We start from the raw sequence: 15,711 nt of genomic DNA, 5'->3' as shown, positions 1-15,711 counted from the left end.
CCAATTAAAAAGAGGCTCGATTTTTATCTTTGTTTTTATTACCTTCAATTACTCTAAGTTGCGGGCCGCTTCCTCGCCGTTTACTTTTTTTATGAATGGTTGTAGGTTTAGCTGATCTAACAGCCTGGCTTTTTTTCACTACAGGAGCGGCTTGCTTATATTTTTGTTTAGATTGTTTAACAGCTTGCTTATATTTCTTCATTTCATTGCTGCTTTTTCCTACGCTGATTCCACGGTTGCGCAGGAAGAAAAAGTAAATAGCCCCATAGACGATTGCTGCAATAACGATCATCATGCCAATTGAGCTAAGAAAGCTGCTAGTGTCAGTCAATAATTGATAGCCTACAAAGAAAACGGCTAAAGCCACCAAGGTGTATATGATAGGAGTCATCCAGTTGCGCATGATTGTTATTCCCCCCTTCTCAAAATGATCGACTAAAGATCTTTTAACATTATATATACCACTTATAAAAATATATATATCCCAAAATCATATATTGGACCAACATTATAGGTTTCCAACTATGATGGGATAGTAAAGTGTAAATAGTTCTATTAAAGATTATTTCCTGTTCAGCTGGAATTATTCAAGACTATGGTTCGTTTGTGTAGAAGTTATTTTAGTAGAAATGTGAAGTTAAGATTCAATGGTGGGTTTTTTTAAAAGTGCTTATGCTGTTCCCAGAGTTAATGGCTGAATAAACACCTGATTTATATTCTTTCTTACTTATATTTTACCTTATTTTTCTTCGCATCTCTAGCCTTTATTATGTCGAAAGAGCATGAAAAATTCGCAGATGGTTAAAGATAATGGATAGAGGTGATGACAATGTCAGATAAACCAAAAGAACAAAATCAACAGGAGCCCCAGCAAAGTGTTCTTACCAAAACTTTAATCATTGGTTTCGCTTCAGGGGTATTATGGAGTGGTTTAGCAGCGCTTGCTTATTATTTTCACTTTAGTGAAGTTTCTGCTGCTTCCTTCCTATTTCGCTCCTATTGGCAGACGGAATGGACAGGAACTTGGCTTGCTGAAGTACTGGCTGTTATTATAGTTGGAGTATTGTCTCTTATAAGCGCTCTGCTCTATTATATGTTTTTAAAAAAGAAAAATGGCATCTGGCCAGGACTGATTTTTGGTTTGGTTTTGTGGGCCGTTATTTTTGTTATCCTTACCCCTTTATTTCCAGCCATACCTGCGTTTATGGAATTATCCAGTGATACATGGGTTACAACAGGCTGTTTATTTCTTCTTTATGGATTATTCATAGGTTTCTCTATTTCCTTTGAATATAAGGAGTTTAACGAGTCAGCAAATTAATACTCAAAAGAAGGAGTAGTATGATAAACTAAAAAAGTATGACAATTTCGTAAATGGTGGGATGGAATGATGGCAGTAAAACGCCTATTCTTAATTAATGGGCCAAATTTAAATATGCTTGGCAAAAGAGAGCCGGGCACTTATGGTAACGCTTCTTTGGCTGATGTTGTAAAACTCGTTAAAGATACTGCCTGGGAGTATGGATATGAAGTAGAGGAATTCCAATCGAACCATGAAGGGGATCTTGTAGACCAACTGCATAAGGCTGACGTACAGGCAGCGGGTGTTATTATGAACCCAGCTGCTTATACTCATACCAGTATTGCATTAAGAGATGCGGTTAGCGCTATCTCCCTGCCAGTTGTAGAAGTACACATTTCTAATATTCATGCGCGAGAATCCTTCCGTCATCAATCCATGCTTGCTCCCGTGTCCCAGGGCCAGATTGTAGGCTTTGGTATAGATGGTTACCGGCTGGCTGCATTAGCTATAATTAAACAGATAGAATCAGAAGGGAGACATGAAAGATGAGTAAATTAGAAAATCTGCGAAAATCCGTTATGAGTGATGAACTGGATGGTATACTGATTATGAGCCCAAAAAACAGACGATATGTATCAGGGTTTACCGGTTCCTCAGGGGTGCTGCTTGTCACAAGTGGGGAAGCCTTACTTATTACCGACTTTCGATATATCGCACAAGCTAACGAACAAGCATCTGATTTCGAGGTCGTAGAACATAAGAATCCTATGGTGAAAGAAGTCGCCAATCAAGTGGAACGTTTAGGGCTTGAGCGGATTGGCTTTGAGAAAGACCACGTTACATATAGTGTCTATGAACAGTATCGCAAAGAATTAAAAGCAAACCTTGTTCCACCTCAGGTATCGTCGAAAAGTTACGCTTAATAAAGACAGATGATGAGATTAGTATTTTACAAGCTGCTGCTAAAATTGCTGATGATGCCTTTGAACATATACAAAACTATATTAAACCAGGTGTCAGGGAAATTGATATTTCAAATGAATTGGAATTCTTTATGAGAAAGCAGGGAGCTACCTCTTCCAGTTTTGATATTATTGTTGCTTCAGGCTACCGTTCTGCTTTACCGCACGGTGTAGCATCTGAAAAAGAAATTCAGTCTGGAGAGCTGGTTACTTTGGATTTTGGAGCTTTATATAAAGGATATTGTTCTGATATTACCCGTACGGTAGCTGTTGGTGAAATTAGTGAGGAACTGCGTGAAATCTATGATGTTGTTCTGCAGGCACAGTTGAAAGGCATGGAGGGGCTTAAGTCCGGGATAACAGGTAAGGAAGCAGATGCCCTAACGCGTGATTATATTAAAGAAAAAGGCTACGGAGAATACTTTGGCCATTCAACTGGACATGGAATTGGTTTAGATGTCCATGAAGGACCTGGTCTTTCGTTCCGTTCCGACATGGTGCTTGAAGAGGGAATGGTCGTAACCGTTGAGCCTGGAATATACGTACCCAATGTCGGGGGCTGCCGGATCGAAGATGATACGGTCATTACAAGCGCCGGTAACAACCGTTTGAGCACATCTACTAAAGAACTTATTTCATTGTAGAGGATATAGAAGGAGGAAAAAATATGATTTCAGTTAATGATTTTAGAACAGGTCTCACCATAGAAGTGGACGGAGATATCTGGTCAGTAATGGATTTTCAGCATGTGAAGCCAGGAAAAGGGGCTGCATTTGTACGAACAAAGTTACGTAATTTGAGAAACGGAAATATTCAGGAAAAAACGTTCCGTGGCGGCGAAAAGGTGGAACGTGCTCATATTGAAAATCGTAAAATGCAATATCTATATGCCAATGGAGATATGCATGCATTTATGGATATGGAAACGTTTGAACAAGTAGAAATTCCGTCATCCGTGCTTGAAAACCAGTTGAACTATCTGAAAGAAAATATGGAGGTGCAAATCCAGTCTTATCAGGCAGAGACCATTGGTGTAGAGCTTCCTAAAAACGTTGAATTAAAAGTAGTGGAAACGGAACCAGGAATTAAAGGGGATACCGCAAGCGGCGGTACCAAATCTGCAACCCTGGAGACAGGTTTGACCGTGCAGGTACCTTTCTTTATTAATGAAGGTGAGAATCTGTTGATCAGTACAACAGATGGAAAATACGTTTCACGTGCATAACAAATAGAGAGGCTCTTTTATAGCTCATCCCTTCATTGGGATGAGCTTTTTTTAATAGAGAAAATCTATTTTATATCTCTTAAACTGTCATAAGAGATGAGATAGAACATACATATGAAGTAAACCAATTAAAGGAGCAGAACAGGATGGAGGAGATTATCAGGTTGTTTCCCGATCACTTCCAAATCCTCTTAAAAAGGAAAGTGAATTGGAAGACAATTCAAGAAATTCGCTTACGAATCAATCAGAAAATTGAGGTTCTTGATGCTAGGAAAAATGAAGTGGTAGAAGGGCCACTTGTTACGTCGATTGATTTATCCTACGTATTAAATCAGATCAGTCAGTTTTCCCTCTACCGATTTAAAGATGAATTAAAAGAGGGCTTTATAACGATTCAAGGAGGTCACCGTGTAGGGCTAGCTGGAAAGGCTAATACGGTAAACCATCAGGTTGAGACACTAAAACATATTGCTTTTATGAATATTCGTGTGGCCAAGAATACTACAGGCCAGATTAATCAGCTCATCCCTTATTTATATCAGAATGGCAGATGGACAAGTACTTTGATTATAGGCCCCCCACATTCAGGTAAGACCACTTTATTAAGGGAGTTGGCTCAGAGAATCGGTTCAGGTCACCAGGATCATCGAGCAAGTAAAGTGGCCATTGTGGACGAGCGGTCTGAAATAGCCGCAAGTCTTCGTGGGGTCCCCCAACTAGATGTAGGAGAACGTACAGATGTTATGGACGCCTGTCCTAAAGCAGAAGGTATGATGATGATGATACGTTCCATGTCTCCAGAAGTATTGATCGTCGATGAAATTGGCGGGGTAGCTGATGCGAATGCGATTAGGGAAGCGACTTTTACTGGAGTGGAAGTAATATGCAGCATTCATGGAACGAGTATAACAAACGTTCAGAAAAGGCCCTCAGCTAGAGAATTAATAGAAGAAGGAGTGTTTGAGCGATATCTTGTTCTGGAACGGTTAAGCCCCAATAATGCTGGGTCTATCACCGTTTTAGACGAGTGTGGACTGCCCATAGCTCATTGGAAGGGAAGGGAATTGCATGGAGTGGATTGGGGCCGTACTCATCCTAACTGTAACAACACTAGCCGGCTTTGATATCGCAGCCCGGTTTAAGCAAAGACCGGGACATATCCGGCAGTGGAAAAATGCTTTGCAAATGATTGAAGCAGAAATGGTTTACGGACAGTCCTCCTTATGGGAAGTATGTGAGAATTTAGCCAGGCACTTACCGCCGCCAACCTCTCAGTTTTTTGAAAAGATTAACCAGGATCAAGAACCTTGTTCGGATTTTGCTTCTTTATGGGAATCCCGTTTGAAAAAGCATTGGTCTTCGAATGCGATGGGGAAAAGTGAATGGGAGATTTTACTTCAGTTTGGGCGTACCTTAGGCCAGCATGATCTGGAACAGCAGCAGAAACAAATCCAATTGGCACTCCATCACTTAGATCGAGAATTACAGGAAGCATTGGATGGAGTCGATCAGTACCAGAGGATGGCTCGTGGAATGGGTGTTCTAAGTGGCCTGCTTGTCATTATATTAATTATTTAAAGGGGGAAGAGCCATTGTGCTTCAAGATGCCACGATACTTTTTCAAATTGCCGGTGTAGGGATTATTGTTGCGATGATACACAGTATTCTAAAGCAAATGGGAAAAGAGGAGATTGCGCAGGCGGTCACGCTCACAGGATTCATCATAGTCCTGTTCATCGTTTTGTACCGGCTCGCTGATTTATTTCAAGAAATTAAATCAGTTTTTCTTTACCAAGGGTAGGAAATTATGGATATTATACAAATTGTATCTTTAGGACTAGTAGCGGCCTTATTAATTATCTTATTAAAAGAGCATAAATCCTCGGCCGCTTTTCTACTCCTTTTGTTTACCGTCATCATTATCTTTTTATCCATTCTGGATCAGGTCAAACATATATTTGCGCTTCTATCCTATATGGCTGAACAAGCTCAGGTTGAACCCTTTTACTTCAAAACCATCTTAAAAATTATAGGAATCGCTTATATTGCAGAATTTGGGGCTCAATTAATCCGGGATGCTGGGTTAAATTCATTAGCTTCTAAAGTTGAACTGGCAGGGAAATTATTCATATTAATGCTTGCGATTCCTATCGTCACTGCAGTAATAGAGACCATCCTAAACTTTATTCCTGGATACTTAGGATAAGATAGCGAGGTAGGAAATGAAACGTTTATCTTTCATAGTCTGTTTACTCCTAGGCATCGTTTGTTTTCCCTTGATCTCTTCAGCTTCCCAAAATCCCGATACACCTCCTGCCATGTTAGATTATATTTCTACAGAAGAGCTTGAGAAAAGCTGGGAGGAGCTCGACCAGGATTATGGAGATTACATGCCCTCCTTCAATATGAAAAACTTCCGTGAATATATACAAAACGAGGGATCGCTGAAGACATCGGACTGGTTCACAGGGATCCTTCAATTCTTCTTTCAGGAGTTGATGCTGAATGGTAAATTGCTGGCCTCTTTATTGTTTTTAACTCTATTCAGTACTTTACTCCAATCGGTTCAGAATTCATTTGAAAATCCAGTAATTAGTAAAATCGCTTATCTAGTTGTTTATCTCGTTTTGCTTACACTGGCTCTGGAAAGTTTTAGGCAGGTGATTGATTACACGCTAGAGGCAATCGACAGAATGAGCAGCTTTATGATCGGACTACTTCCACTTTTGCTGGGGATTATGGCATCATTTAGTCATTTAATGTCCATTTCTTTTTTTCATCCCATTATAGTGGCTCTCGTTCAGTCCAGTGGTCTTCTAGTTAAATTCCTTTTAATTCCTTTATTCACATCTTCTGCTTTGCTTTTGATTGTTGGGTCGCTCAATGAGACTTATAAAGTTGATCAGCTTGCAGAGCTGCTAAGGAAAACAGGCTTAGCAGTCATGGGGATATTTTTAACTATTTTTCTAGGAGTTATATCCGTTCAAGGGACGGTCACAGCTGTTCAAGATGGCGTGACGATGAAAACGGCAAGATTTGTAACAGGAAATTTTGTGCCGGTCGTGGGCCGTTTGTTTACGGATGCCACGGACACCATATTAGGTGCCTCTCTCGTTTTGAAGAATACTCTGGGGATTGCAGGAGTAGTCATTCTGCTCGGCATTGCCGTGTTCCCCGCACTTAAAGTATTTGCTATTGCCATCATTTATAAAATGGCTGCCGCTTTATTGCAGCCGCTAGGAGATGGCCCTATCATACGAGCTATGGATGTAGTGAGCAGACATATCATGTATGTATTTGCTGCATTGTTAATGGTTTCCATGATGTTTTTTCTAGTTATCGTCATTATGGTGGCAGCCAGTAACATAACCATGATGGTTAGATGAGGGTGTGAAGGATGAACCTTTTTATAGAGTGGATTACTAGAATTGTTTTATTTCTGCTTTTAGCTATAGTTGCCGATGCGCTTCTTCCATCGGGATTGATGAAGAAATACGCTCGTCTGGTTCTATCGGTGCTTCTCCTATTAATTTTTCTAGGGCCTTTATTACAACTATTGAAAATAAACCCTGATCAGCTATTGAAAAAAGCGGAGTACACGATGAATGAAGAGATGGAAGTTGATTCACTGGACGATAGTATTGAAGAAAAGAAAAAAGAAATACTTCAAGGACAAGATGCATATAAATTAGAACAAGTTACCCAATCATTGTCAACTGAGCTTAAAGATCCGCTCAAAGAGCAGAAATTGCAGCTGGTGGATCTGGAAATGAGCTTTCTTCAAGAACCGTATCAAATGGATACACTGGACAAGCTGGTCCTAACACTTACCCCTCTTGAAGAAAGTAAGACTGTTGAGAATGTTTCTATATCCATCATGGAGAAACAGGCCCCTAAAGAGGAGAAGCAGGTTGACAGTATTCAAGCCTGGGTCTCCCAATACTTGGAATTAGACAAAGCACAAATAGAAATCCGCTGGGAGGAAGAGGATGAATAAATGGTGGAGTAAATTATTAGAACCTTTGTCTTCTAAAGAAGGAAAAAAGATTAATAAGCCTAAATATTTTATAGGTCTTGGATTAATTGGAGTTCTGATCATTCTCTCTAGCAACTGGTTCCAGAGCAACGAACCCGCTCCGCCTTCACAAGGTGAAACAGCAGAAAAATCCGCAGTATCCTCTGAGGCAAGCGATGCACCTGAATTAACGGACTCGATAAACCAATTGGAAAAGGGATATGAGAAACAATTAAAACCACTGCTGGAGAACATCGAAGGAGTAAGCTCAGTCGATATTATGATTAATTTATCAGCCACTCATGAAAAAGTGTATGACAAAAATTTAATTATAGGAAAGCAGACCACTAAGGAAACAGATAAGAATGGAGGGGAAAGAGAGATTGAAGATTATTCAAAGGAACAGCAGTTAGTCCTGGTCCGCCAGGGAGACCGTGAAGTTCCTTTACTAACAAAAACGACCAAACCAGAGGTCAGTGGTGTATTCGTCACCGCTAAGGGGGTCGATCAAATTCAAGTTAAAGGGTGGGTGGTCGAAGCTGTATCCAGAGTCTTAGACGTACCCAGTCATCGGATTTCTGTCTTGCCTAAACAATAAGGAGGGGTTATCTTGGTTAAAAAACAAACCGTTTGGTTACTTACGATGTTAAGTCTGTTAATTGTATTGAGTGTCTATTACATGACGTCCCCTGATAATGGAGAGATGGCCTTTATTCAAGAAGATGGTTGGACAGAAGTGAATGAGGATGGAAACAATGCAGAAAATGCGGAAGGGGTGGAAACTTCTGCTGACGGATCCGTTATTTCACAGGTTTCAACAGAGGAGCTATTCGCCGCTATCCGCTTAGAAAAACAAAACGAGAGAGACCAGCTTCAGGAACAGCTTTCAGAAATCGTAGCTTCGAGTAATTTTACTACACAGGAAAAAAATGAAGCTTTGGAAAGAATGGAAACGATTAAAGAAAATCAATCTAAAGAGTCTATATTAGAAAACACTATTCAGGCAAGTGCTCCATATGAAGATGTTTTAGTTCGAGCAGAAGAAGAGGTCGTCCATGTCACATTAAAAGCTGATGAATTATCAAAGTCAGAAACCAATCAAATTATCCAGATGGTTTCAGATGAGTTTGGAGAAAAACGCGTGCAAGTTCAATTCCAACCGACTAAATAACCGGAAGCCCCTAACCTTAATGGTAAGGGGTTTTTTTGATGTTTTATTAAATTGGACAGGGGACTAATGCCCTGTTTTTACCTTCATACACAGGTTTAGAATAAACCGCTTCCAAACCGGAAGTTGCAGTCAAGTGGTATTCTGTCGTAAAATGTTAAGAGGAATTATTAATATCAGTTATAAAAAAAGTTATGTACATAAAGGAGTGCCAACTATGTTAAAGGTGCAGGAAATACGTGAACTAATTAAACTTATCGATCAATCAAACATTGATGAATTCTGCTATGAATCCAATGGAACCAAAGTTTCTATGAAAAAGGAACAAGGTCAGGCTGTTTCGGAGCCTGTAAAAGTACAGGAGACTGTTCAAGCACCAGCCCCATCGCAAGATCAGAAAAGTGAGCCGGTTAAGCAGGAAGTACAGGAGCAAGCGGAACCGGAAGAAGCAGGTAAGAAGGAGCAGCAGGAAGCTAATTATGATGCTGAAGTTACTTCCCCTATGGTCGGAACCTTTTATAAATCGCCTTCTCCAGATCAGGAAGCTTATGTTCAGGTCGGCGATCAGGTGAAAGAGGATAGCGTGGTTTGTATTGTAGAAGCGATGAAGTTATTCAATGAAATAGAAGCGGAAGTCAGCGGGGAAATCGTCGAGATTCTTGCAGAAGACGGTGAACTTGTAGAATACGGACAACCATTATTCCGCGTAAAGTCTAAGTAACGGGGGATGAGATTTTGATTAAAAAAGTTTTAATAGCCAATAGAGGAGAAATAGCTGTTCGAATTATTCGTGCTTGCAAAGAGATGGGAATTGAGACTGTAGCAGTTTATTCGGAGGCAGATAAAGAAGCTCTTCATGTTCAGCTGTCTGATGAAGCTTACTGTGTAGGGCCAAAATTAAGTAAGGATAGTTATTTGAATTATACAAATATCATGAGTGTAGCCACTCTTTCGGAAACAGATGCCATCCACCCTGGGTATGGTTTTCTATCCGAGAATGCTGAGTTCGCGGAAATGTGTGAAGAATGCAATATTACGTTCATTGGTCCCTCTTCCTACGCCATTCAGAAAATGGGAACAAAGGATGTCGCACGTGAAACGATGAGAGAAGCGGGTGTTCCCATTGTGCCCGGTTCAGAAGGTATCATTAAGGATGAAGCGGAAGGCTTAAAAATTGCTGAAGAAATTGGTTACCCTGTCATTATTAAAGCCACAGCAGGTGGAGGTGGTAAGGGAATACGAGTGGCCCGTGACGAAGATGATCTTAAAACGGGTATTCGAATGACTCAACAGGAGGCTGAAACTGCCTTCGGTAATCCAGGGGTGTATATTGAAAAATACATTGAGAATTTCCGTCACGTAGAAATTCAGGTATTAGCTGATAATCATGGCAACGCCGTCCATTTGGGAGAACGTGACTGTACCATCCAAAGAAGGCTGCAGAAACTCATTGAAGAAACACCTTCTCCGGCAGTTACACCAGACATCCGGGAACAAATGGGAGATGCTGCAGTGAAAGCAGCGCTAGCCGTTAATTATTCAGGAGCGGGGACTGTCGAGTTCATTTTTGATAAAGAAGAACAAGAATTCTATTTCATGGAGATGAACACTCGGATACAAGTCGAGCATCCTGTAACAGAGATGGTAACAGGAGTGGACTTAATCAAAGAGATGCTTCAAATCGCCAACAATGAAAAGCTTTCCTTTACCCAGGAAGAAATCACGTTTGAGGGATGGGCGATTGAATGCCGCATTAACGCTGAAGATCCATTCAAGAATTTCATGCCTTCAGCAGGACGTATTGAGATGTATCTTCCTCCAGGTGGGTTTGGCGTACGTGTTGATTCTGCAGCTTACCCAGGGTATATGATCCCTCCTTATTATGATTCAATGGTAGCTAAGCTCATTTCTTACGGGCGAGATCGCGACGAGGCGATCCAAAGAATGAAACGTGCGCTTGATGAATTTATTATAGAAGGGGTACACACTACAATTCCATTCCATCAACGTATGATGGAGCATGAAATTTTTGTGGGCGGAGACTTTAACACAATGTTTCTTGAGAAATATACTATAATGAAGGATGAAGAATAAAAGGGGTGGTCATTATGAGTGAGAAGCAATTGTTGAATGTGACGGACGGATCGACACTTGGTAACATTGAGATTGCTCCTGAAGTCATAGAAGTAATTGCCGGTATAGCTGTTTCTGAAGTGGCCGGCGTAGCTTCCATGCGTGGTAATTTCGCTTCTGGTGTCGTTGAGCGTTTAGGGAAAAAAGATCATGGCAAAGGTGTTAAAGTTGAACTTACGGAAGATGGGATTCTAATAGATGCCTTTGTTGTGATGGACTATGGAATTTCAATTCCTGATACGGCTCAAAAAATACAGGACAATACTCGTCAAGCACTCAAAAATATGACAGCACTTGAGATTAATGAAATAAATGTCCATATTGTAGGAGTACAAATTGAAGCAAAAGAAGACGAACTCGTCAGTGAAGAATTTTAGCAGGAGGCCGGAAAAGGGGAACTGTTTCCCTTTCCGGCCTTTTCATCTTCTGTATTGAGCTTGTTTAATCCTCACATTGGAATAGCTTTTATTGTACTAAAATGTTATTATGCAAACGGATATTACCTAAAAGGAGAATGAACATGAAACGACGCGCAGCACGAGAAAAGGCTTTTCAGGCGCTTTTTCAAGTCAACAATAGTGAGATCGATATCGAGGAAGCTATTCAGCATGTTATCGAAGAGCCTGTGGTCGATGCTTTTATGCATGATTTGGTACACGGTGTGGCAAATCATCAGTCGGAGATTGACCAATGGATCTCGGACAACCTGGTAAATTGGACCTTTTCTCGCCTTCCGAAGGTAGAAAAGACGGTCTTAAGAATGGCAGCCTACGAAATTAAGTATAATGAAGATGTTCCATCACAAGTAGCGATCAATGAAGCCGTTGAATTAGCAAAAATTTTCGGGGAAGAAGAGTCCGGAAAGTTTGTGAACGGTGTACTTTCTAAAATGATATGAATGTAGACAAGGGGGATGCGAGATGTCAGCTGAAGTAATTTATGGAAAACAATTAGCAGAAGAACTTCGTGAAGAAATGAAAGAAGAAGTTAAAGGATTAAAAGAACACGGAATTTATCCAAAATTAGTAGTAGTTATTATTGGCGAGGACCCGGCATCTAAGTCTTATGTAAGAGGAAAACAGAGGGCCTCTGAAAAAGTGGGACTGGACTCTGAACTAATTGAACTGCCTGAAACGACATCTGAACAAGAATTGCTAGAACTTATTGAACGTCTTAACCAGGATGAAACGGTTCATGGAATACTCGTTCAACTGCCTCTTCCTAACCAGATTGCCGATCAGAAAGTTATTGAAGCCATTGACCCTTCTAAAGATGTAGATGGCTTCCATCCTAGTAATGTTGGGAAGATGATGACAGGACAAGAGACCTTTTATCCTTGTACTCCCTACGGTATCTTAGTAATGCTTAAGCGTGCAGAAATCAGCTTGGAAGGTAAGAACGTCGTGATTATTGGCAGAAGTAATTTAGTTGGCAAGCCGGTAGGACAACTTCTGCTGAACGAGAATGCTACTGTAACTCATTGCCATTCCCGAACAAAAAATTTACAGGAGCATACAAGAAAAGCGGATATATTAATTGTGGCTGCCGGAAAACCAGGTTTGATTTCAGCCGAAGATATTAGCGAGGGTGTAGTCGTAATTGATGTGGGGGTAAACCGTGTAGAGGGGAAATTGACGGGGGATGTTCAGTTTGAATCTGCTCGCCAGAAAGCCTCTTACATTACTCCTGTCCCTAAAGGTGTAGGACCTATGACCATTACGATGCTCCTGCACAACACGATTAAAGCTGCAAAACGAATTCACAATAATCAGTAAGGGGATTTTCGTGTGAATGACCAATATCTTACGGTTACGGCACTTACTAAATACATTAAGCGTAAACTTTCGGGAGATCCACATTTAAAGACCGTATGGCTCAGGGGGGAAATTTCAAATTTCAAACACCATAGCCGGGGTCATATGTACTTATCATTAAAAGACAACGCTGCAAGAATTCAAGCGGTTATGTTTGCAGGGAACAATCGTGATCTTAAATTTAACCCTGAGAACGGAATGAACGTTCTCATAAAGGGTGAAATTAACGTTTATGAACCTATGGGTCAGTACCAACTTTATATCAAAGAAATGCAGCCTGATGGAATTGGAGCGCTGTACTTAGCGTTTGAGCAATTAAAGGAGAAGCTTGAGAAGGAAGGTCTCTTTGTAATTGAACGCAAAAAAAGTATCCCTGCCTACCCAAACCATATCGGGGTTATTACCTCGCCTACAGGCGCAGCTGTTAGAGATATATTATCGACCATTAAACGCAGGTATCCTGTGGTCCCCGTTTCCATCCTACCAGTCCTCGTTCAAGGAGAAAGAGCGGCCTCTTCAGTAGCTAATGCTATTCAATACGCCAATCATAACCTTGATTGCGATGTTTTAATTGTTGGACGTGGAGGCGGATCGATTGAAGATTTATGGGGTTTCAATGAGGAAATTGTCGCGAGAGCTATCGCTGATTCTTCTATTCCTGTTATCTCCGCTGTAGGACATGAAACGGATACAACGATCAGTGATTTTGCAGCGGATCTCAGAGCGGCTACACCAACTGGGGCAGCGGAGCTTGCGGTCCCTTCCATAGTAGAATTGCAGGAGCATATTCGTTCATTGAAGCACCGCCTCATGCGTTTCATGGAATCCAGATCAGTGGAAGACAGACAAAAACTGAATCGTTTACAAAAGTCTTATGCTTTTAAATATCCGGAACAACTACTCCGTCAAAAAGAACAAGACCTGGACCGAATGATGGAAAGACATGCCATGCAGATGAAGCTCATCCACTCACAGCAAACTGAAAAGTGGAAAAATATTCGTAATCGATTAAAGCAGCAGGGTCCAGGTACTCAAATTAACGAAACTAAAGACAGGTTGAATAAAGAGACCAGGCAATTACAGCTTCGTTTTCAAGAAACCTTAAATTCAAAAAAAGATCAGTTTCATAATCATCTTGATAAATTAACTTTGCTTAACCCGCTTGAGATCATGAAACGAGGATACGCTATCCCTTTTAAAGAAGATGGAAATGTAGTTAAAGAAATCGGTCATGTAAAAGAAGGATCAAAGTTAGCTTTAAAAGTTCATGATGGCACCGTTAATTGTGAAGTGTTGGACGTAGAGGAGGATGAAGAATGACCCAAAAAGAAGATCAGTTGAGCTTTGAGGAAGCAATGAAACAGCTTGAAGATCTGGTGGAAAAATTGGAAACGGGAGAAGTGCCGCTAGAAAAAGCCATCCAGTATTACCAAGAAGGAATGAAGCTTTCTAAAATCTGCAGTGAAAAATTAGGAAATGTAGAAAAACAGATGCAGCAGATCCTGAACGAACACGGCGAATTTGAATCATTCTCTATTCAGGAAGAAGAATGACTGTGATTTTATCCGATTATCTGTTAGAGAAACGTCAGCTGATCAATGAGCAATTAATACATTATGTAAGGGATTATACCGTACCTGGCCGTCTTCAGGACGCTATGCTTTACTCCATTGAAGCGGGGGGTAAAAGATTACGGCCTATACTATTAATAGCTACAGCGGAGGCGTTTGGTGCAAAAGTCGATAAAACCATGGCGGTAGCCTGTGGACTCGAAATGATCCACACCTATTCTCTGATTCATGACGATCTCCCTGCGATGGACAATGATGATTTCCGGAGAGGTCTGCCAACAAGCCACCGTCGTTTTGATGAGGCAACAGCTATACTTGCTGGAGATGCACTCCTCACCTTAAGCTCAGAAATTATTGTGAATGATCAAGAGCTTAATGATCGGGAAAGGGTTTTTTTAATACAGGAATTATCCAGAGCGAGCGGTGCATCGGGCATGGTTGAAGGACAAATGCAGGACATGCTGAGCGAAGATAAGCAAATACCACTCGAAGAGCTTGAGAACATACACAAGAAAAAGACTGGTAAATTGCTTAATTTTGCTATTATTGCCGGGGCTTTTCTTGGAAATGCATCAGATGAGAAATTTGATGAAATGAAGAAGATGGGGGAAGCCCTTGGGCTTATTTTTCAAATCCAGGACGATATTTTAGACGTGACTGGAGATGCTGAGAAAATTGGTAAACCTGTAGGAAGTGATGAGGGCAATAGGAAGAGTACTTACCCTCAACTGCTAGGTTTGGATGGAGCACGTACACAAATGGAATCGTACGTGGATGAGGCGCAAAGTGCACTTAAAAATGCAGGCGTAAATCATACGCTTCTTTCAGAACTTATCCACTATTTAAGCAGCCGTGATCATTAAAAACGTTTAGATTGAGCAAGGATTTAGAATATGATATATTATGGTTAGTGAGGAATGGTGCAGTATTCTAGTCGGCCCTCCGTTCCTGAAGGCGGGCCTAAAAATCCGCCAAAGGGCATATCGATGAAGTTCCTTGTGTTGGCTTGAGGCGCCCAGCCTTGGGTCGATGCTGGGAGTTAAGGTTGCAGGGCGATCCACAAAGGCATGTGGGCGTTGACCCTGCTTCCGCGGAGGCCCATCTCTGTAAGGATCCCTGAGCCAGGGATCCTTATGGAATGGGGTATGAACCTGCAGTATATGGAGTAACATCTATATGCGCAGCGTAGCCTGCCTTGAGTGGTTCTGAGGGGATTATAGTTAATGAATATCATGGTTCTTCGGATGGCCAGCGAAGACATGATGTGGAAGCTTTATGAAATCAGAACTGCAAAAGAGGCTAAGGATCGGTTAAAGGCTGTCGGGGAAATCCCCTAGGCTGTTCTATTTAGTACATGTAACAGGAATTATAGTGCGGACTAAGTGGCAATCTAGTCCAGCTTTCGGAAACGGAGCTGAGTTGAGCTTAAAGGGGAACCGCCAGAGTGGTGACACTCGGTGCTTGATTGGGAAAACCTACTAGACCTAAGCCGCAATTTTTACCTGTTACGTGACCATTCC

The 15,711-nt window shown here is 41.1% G+C and carries 20 protein-coding genes and 1 pseudogene; 20 read left to right on the top strand and 1 reads right to left on the bottom strand.

Going from position 1 to position 15,711, the window contains the following annotated elements; translation table 11 throughout:
• Nucleotides 1-4: 4 nt before the first annotated feature.
• Nucleotides 5-403: an SA1362 family protein gene (locus HBHAL_RS12145; RefSeq protein ID WP_014643728.1), complete on the bottom strand. Its 399-nt coding sequence runs from the start codon at nt 401-403 to the stop codon at nt 5-7.
• Nucleotides 404-829: 426 nt separating this feature from the next.
• Here HBHAL_RS12145 and HBHAL_RS12140 point away from each other — a divergent pair, with 426 nt between their 5' ends.
• The 20 genes and pseudogenes from HBHAL_RS12140 (at nt 830) to HBHAL_RS12045 (ending at nt 15,054) form a co-directional block, all read left to right on the top strand.
• Nucleotides 830-1,321, top strand: coding sequence for a YqhR family membrane protein (locus tag HBHAL_RS12140; protein ID WP_014643727.1), 492 nt, complete (start codon nt 830-832; stop codon nt 1,319-1,321).
• Between the two features lie 66 nt (nt 1,322-1,387).
• Entirely contained in the window at nt 1,388-1,852 is a 465-nt protein-coding gene (aroQ, locus tag HBHAL_RS12135; RefSeq protein ID WP_014643726.1) for a type II 3-dehydroquinate dehydratase, read from the top strand.
• Nucleotides 1,849-2,909, top strand: a pseudogene (locus HBHAL_RS12130) (M24 family metallopeptidase). Before aroQ ends, HBHAL_RS12130 begins: the two are co-directional and overlap by 4 nt.
• A gap of 23 nt (nt 2,910-2,932) precedes the next feature.
• Nucleotides 2,933-3,490 carry an elongation factor P gene (gene efp / locus HBHAL_RS12125; protein ID WP_014643723.1) on the top strand — a complete coding sequence of 186 codons (558 nt, stop codon included), beginning with the start codon at nt 2,933-2,935 and terminating at the stop codon, nt 3,488-3,490.
• A 146-nt stretch (nt 3,491-3,636) separates the two neighbouring features.
• A complete protein-coding gene (gene spoIIIAA, locus HBHAL_RS12120) occupies nt 3,637-4,614 on the top strand; it encodes a stage III sporulation protein AA (protein ID WP_014643722.1) in 978 nt (325 codons plus the stop codon).
• The gene (spoIIIAB, locus tag HBHAL_RS12115) at nt 4,559-5,068 is read left to right on the top strand and encodes a stage III sporulation protein SpoIIIAB (RefSeq protein ID WP_014643721.1); all 510 of its coding nucleotides are present in this window, start codon (nt 4,559-4,561) and stop codon (nt 5,066-5,068) included. Before spoIIIAA ends, spoIIIAB begins: the two co-directional genes overlap by 56 nt.
• A gap of 16 nt (nt 5,069-5,084) precedes the next feature.
• Nucleotides 5,085-5,291, top strand: a complete 207-nt coding sequence (gene spoIIIAC, locus HBHAL_RS12110; protein ID WP_014643720.1) for a stage III sporulation protein AC — start codon at nt 5,085-5,087, stop codon at nt 5,289-5,291.
• A 6-nt stretch (nt 5,292-5,297) separates the two neighbouring features.
• Entirely contained in the window at nt 5,298-5,696 is a 399-nt protein-coding gene (gene spoIIIAD / locus HBHAL_RS12105; protein WP_014643719.1) for a stage III sporulation protein AD, read from the top strand.
• A 16-nt stretch (nt 5,697-5,712) separates the two neighbouring features.
• A complete protein-coding gene (gene spoIIIAE / locus HBHAL_RS12100; RefSeq protein WP_014643718.1) occupies nt 5,713-6,876 on the top strand; it encodes a stage III sporulation protein AE in 1,164 nt (387 codons plus the stop codon).
• An 11-nt stretch (nt 6,877-6,887) separates the two neighbouring features.
• Complete coding sequence (gene spoIIIAF / locus HBHAL_RS12095) at nt 6,888-7,487, top strand: stage III sporulation protein AF (RefSeq protein WP_014643717.1); 600 nt, start codon at nt 6,888-6,890, stop codon at nt 7,485-7,487.
• A complete protein-coding gene (gene spoIIIAG / locus HBHAL_RS12090) occupies nt 7,480-8,103 on the top strand; it encodes a stage III sporulation protein AG (protein ID WP_014643716.1) in 624 nt (207 codons plus the stop codon). The genes spoIIIAF and spoIIIAG overlap by 8 nt, the downstream gene beginning before the upstream one ends.
• Nucleotides 8,104-8,115: 12 nt before the next feature.
• Nucleotides 8,116-8,676, top strand: coding sequence for a SpoIIIAH-like family protein (locus HBHAL_RS12085; RefSeq protein ID WP_014643715.1), 561 nt, complete (start codon nt 8,116-8,118; stop codon nt 8,674-8,676).
• A gap of 214 nt (nt 8,677-8,890) precedes the next feature.
• The gene (accB, locus tag HBHAL_RS12080; protein WP_014643714.1) at nt 8,891-9,394 is read left to right on the top strand and encodes an acetyl-CoA carboxylase biotin carboxyl carrier protein; all 504 of its coding nucleotides are present in this window, start codon (nt 8,891-8,893) and stop codon (nt 9,392-9,394) included.
• Nucleotides 9,395-9,408: 14 nt separating this feature from the next.
• Nucleotides 9,409-10,767 (top strand): acetyl-CoA carboxylase biotin carboxylase subunit, encoded by a 1,359-nt coding sequence (accC, locus tag HBHAL_RS12075; protein ID WP_014643713.1) that lies wholly within the window; start codon nt 9,409-9,411, stop codon nt 10,765-10,767.
• A gap of 14 nt (nt 10,768-10,781) precedes the next feature.
• The gene (locus tag HBHAL_RS12070; RefSeq protein ID WP_014643712.1) at nt 10,782-11,183 is read left to right on the top strand and encodes an Asp23/Gls24 family envelope stress response protein; all 402 of its coding nucleotides are present in this window, start codon (nt 10,782-10,784) and stop codon (nt 11,181-11,183) included.
• A 143-nt stretch (nt 11,184-11,326) separates the two neighbouring features.
• A complete protein-coding gene (gene nusB, locus HBHAL_RS12065; protein WP_014643711.1) occupies nt 11,327-11,704 on the top strand; it encodes a transcription antitermination factor NusB in 378 nt (125 codons plus the stop codon).
• Between the two features lie 22 nt (nt 11,705-11,726).
• Nucleotides 11,727-12,581 carry a bifunctional methylenetetrahydrofolate dehydrogenase/methenyltetrahydrofolate cyclohydrolase FolD gene (gene folD, locus HBHAL_RS12060; RefSeq protein ID WP_014643710.1) on the top strand — a complete coding sequence of 285 codons (855 nt, stop codon included), beginning with the start codon at nt 11,727-11,729 and terminating at the stop codon, nt 12,579-12,581.
• 12 nt (nt 12,582-12,593) lie between these two features.
• Entirely contained in the window at nt 12,594-13,940 is a 1,347-nt protein-coding gene (gene xseA, locus HBHAL_RS12055) for an exodeoxyribonuclease VII large subunit (RefSeq protein WP_014643709.1), read from the top strand.
• Nucleotides 13,937-14,173 carry an exodeoxyribonuclease VII small subunit gene (locus HBHAL_RS12050; RefSeq protein WP_014643708.1) on the top strand — a complete coding sequence of 79 codons (237 nt, stop codon included), beginning with the start codon at nt 13,937-13,939 and terminating at the stop codon, nt 14,171-14,173. The genes xseA and HBHAL_RS12050 overlap by 4 nt, the downstream gene beginning before the upstream one ends.
• Entirely contained in the window at nt 14,170-15,054 is an 885-nt protein-coding gene (locus tag HBHAL_RS12045) for a polyprenyl synthetase family protein (protein WP_014643707.1), read from the top strand. Before HBHAL_RS12050 ends, HBHAL_RS12045 begins: the two co-directional genes overlap by 4 nt.
• Nucleotides 15,055-15,711 lie beyond the last annotated feature (657 nt).

Origin of the sequence: Halobacillus halophilus DSM 2266, assembly GCF_000284515.1 — a bacterium.
In the GTDB taxonomy this organism is placed as follows: Bacteria; Bacillota; Bacilli; order Bacillales; family Halobacillaceae; genus Halobacillus; species Halobacillus halophilus.
Note: the sequence above shows the minus strand (reverse complement) of the source record. Positions and strands in the feature narration are given on the sequence as shown.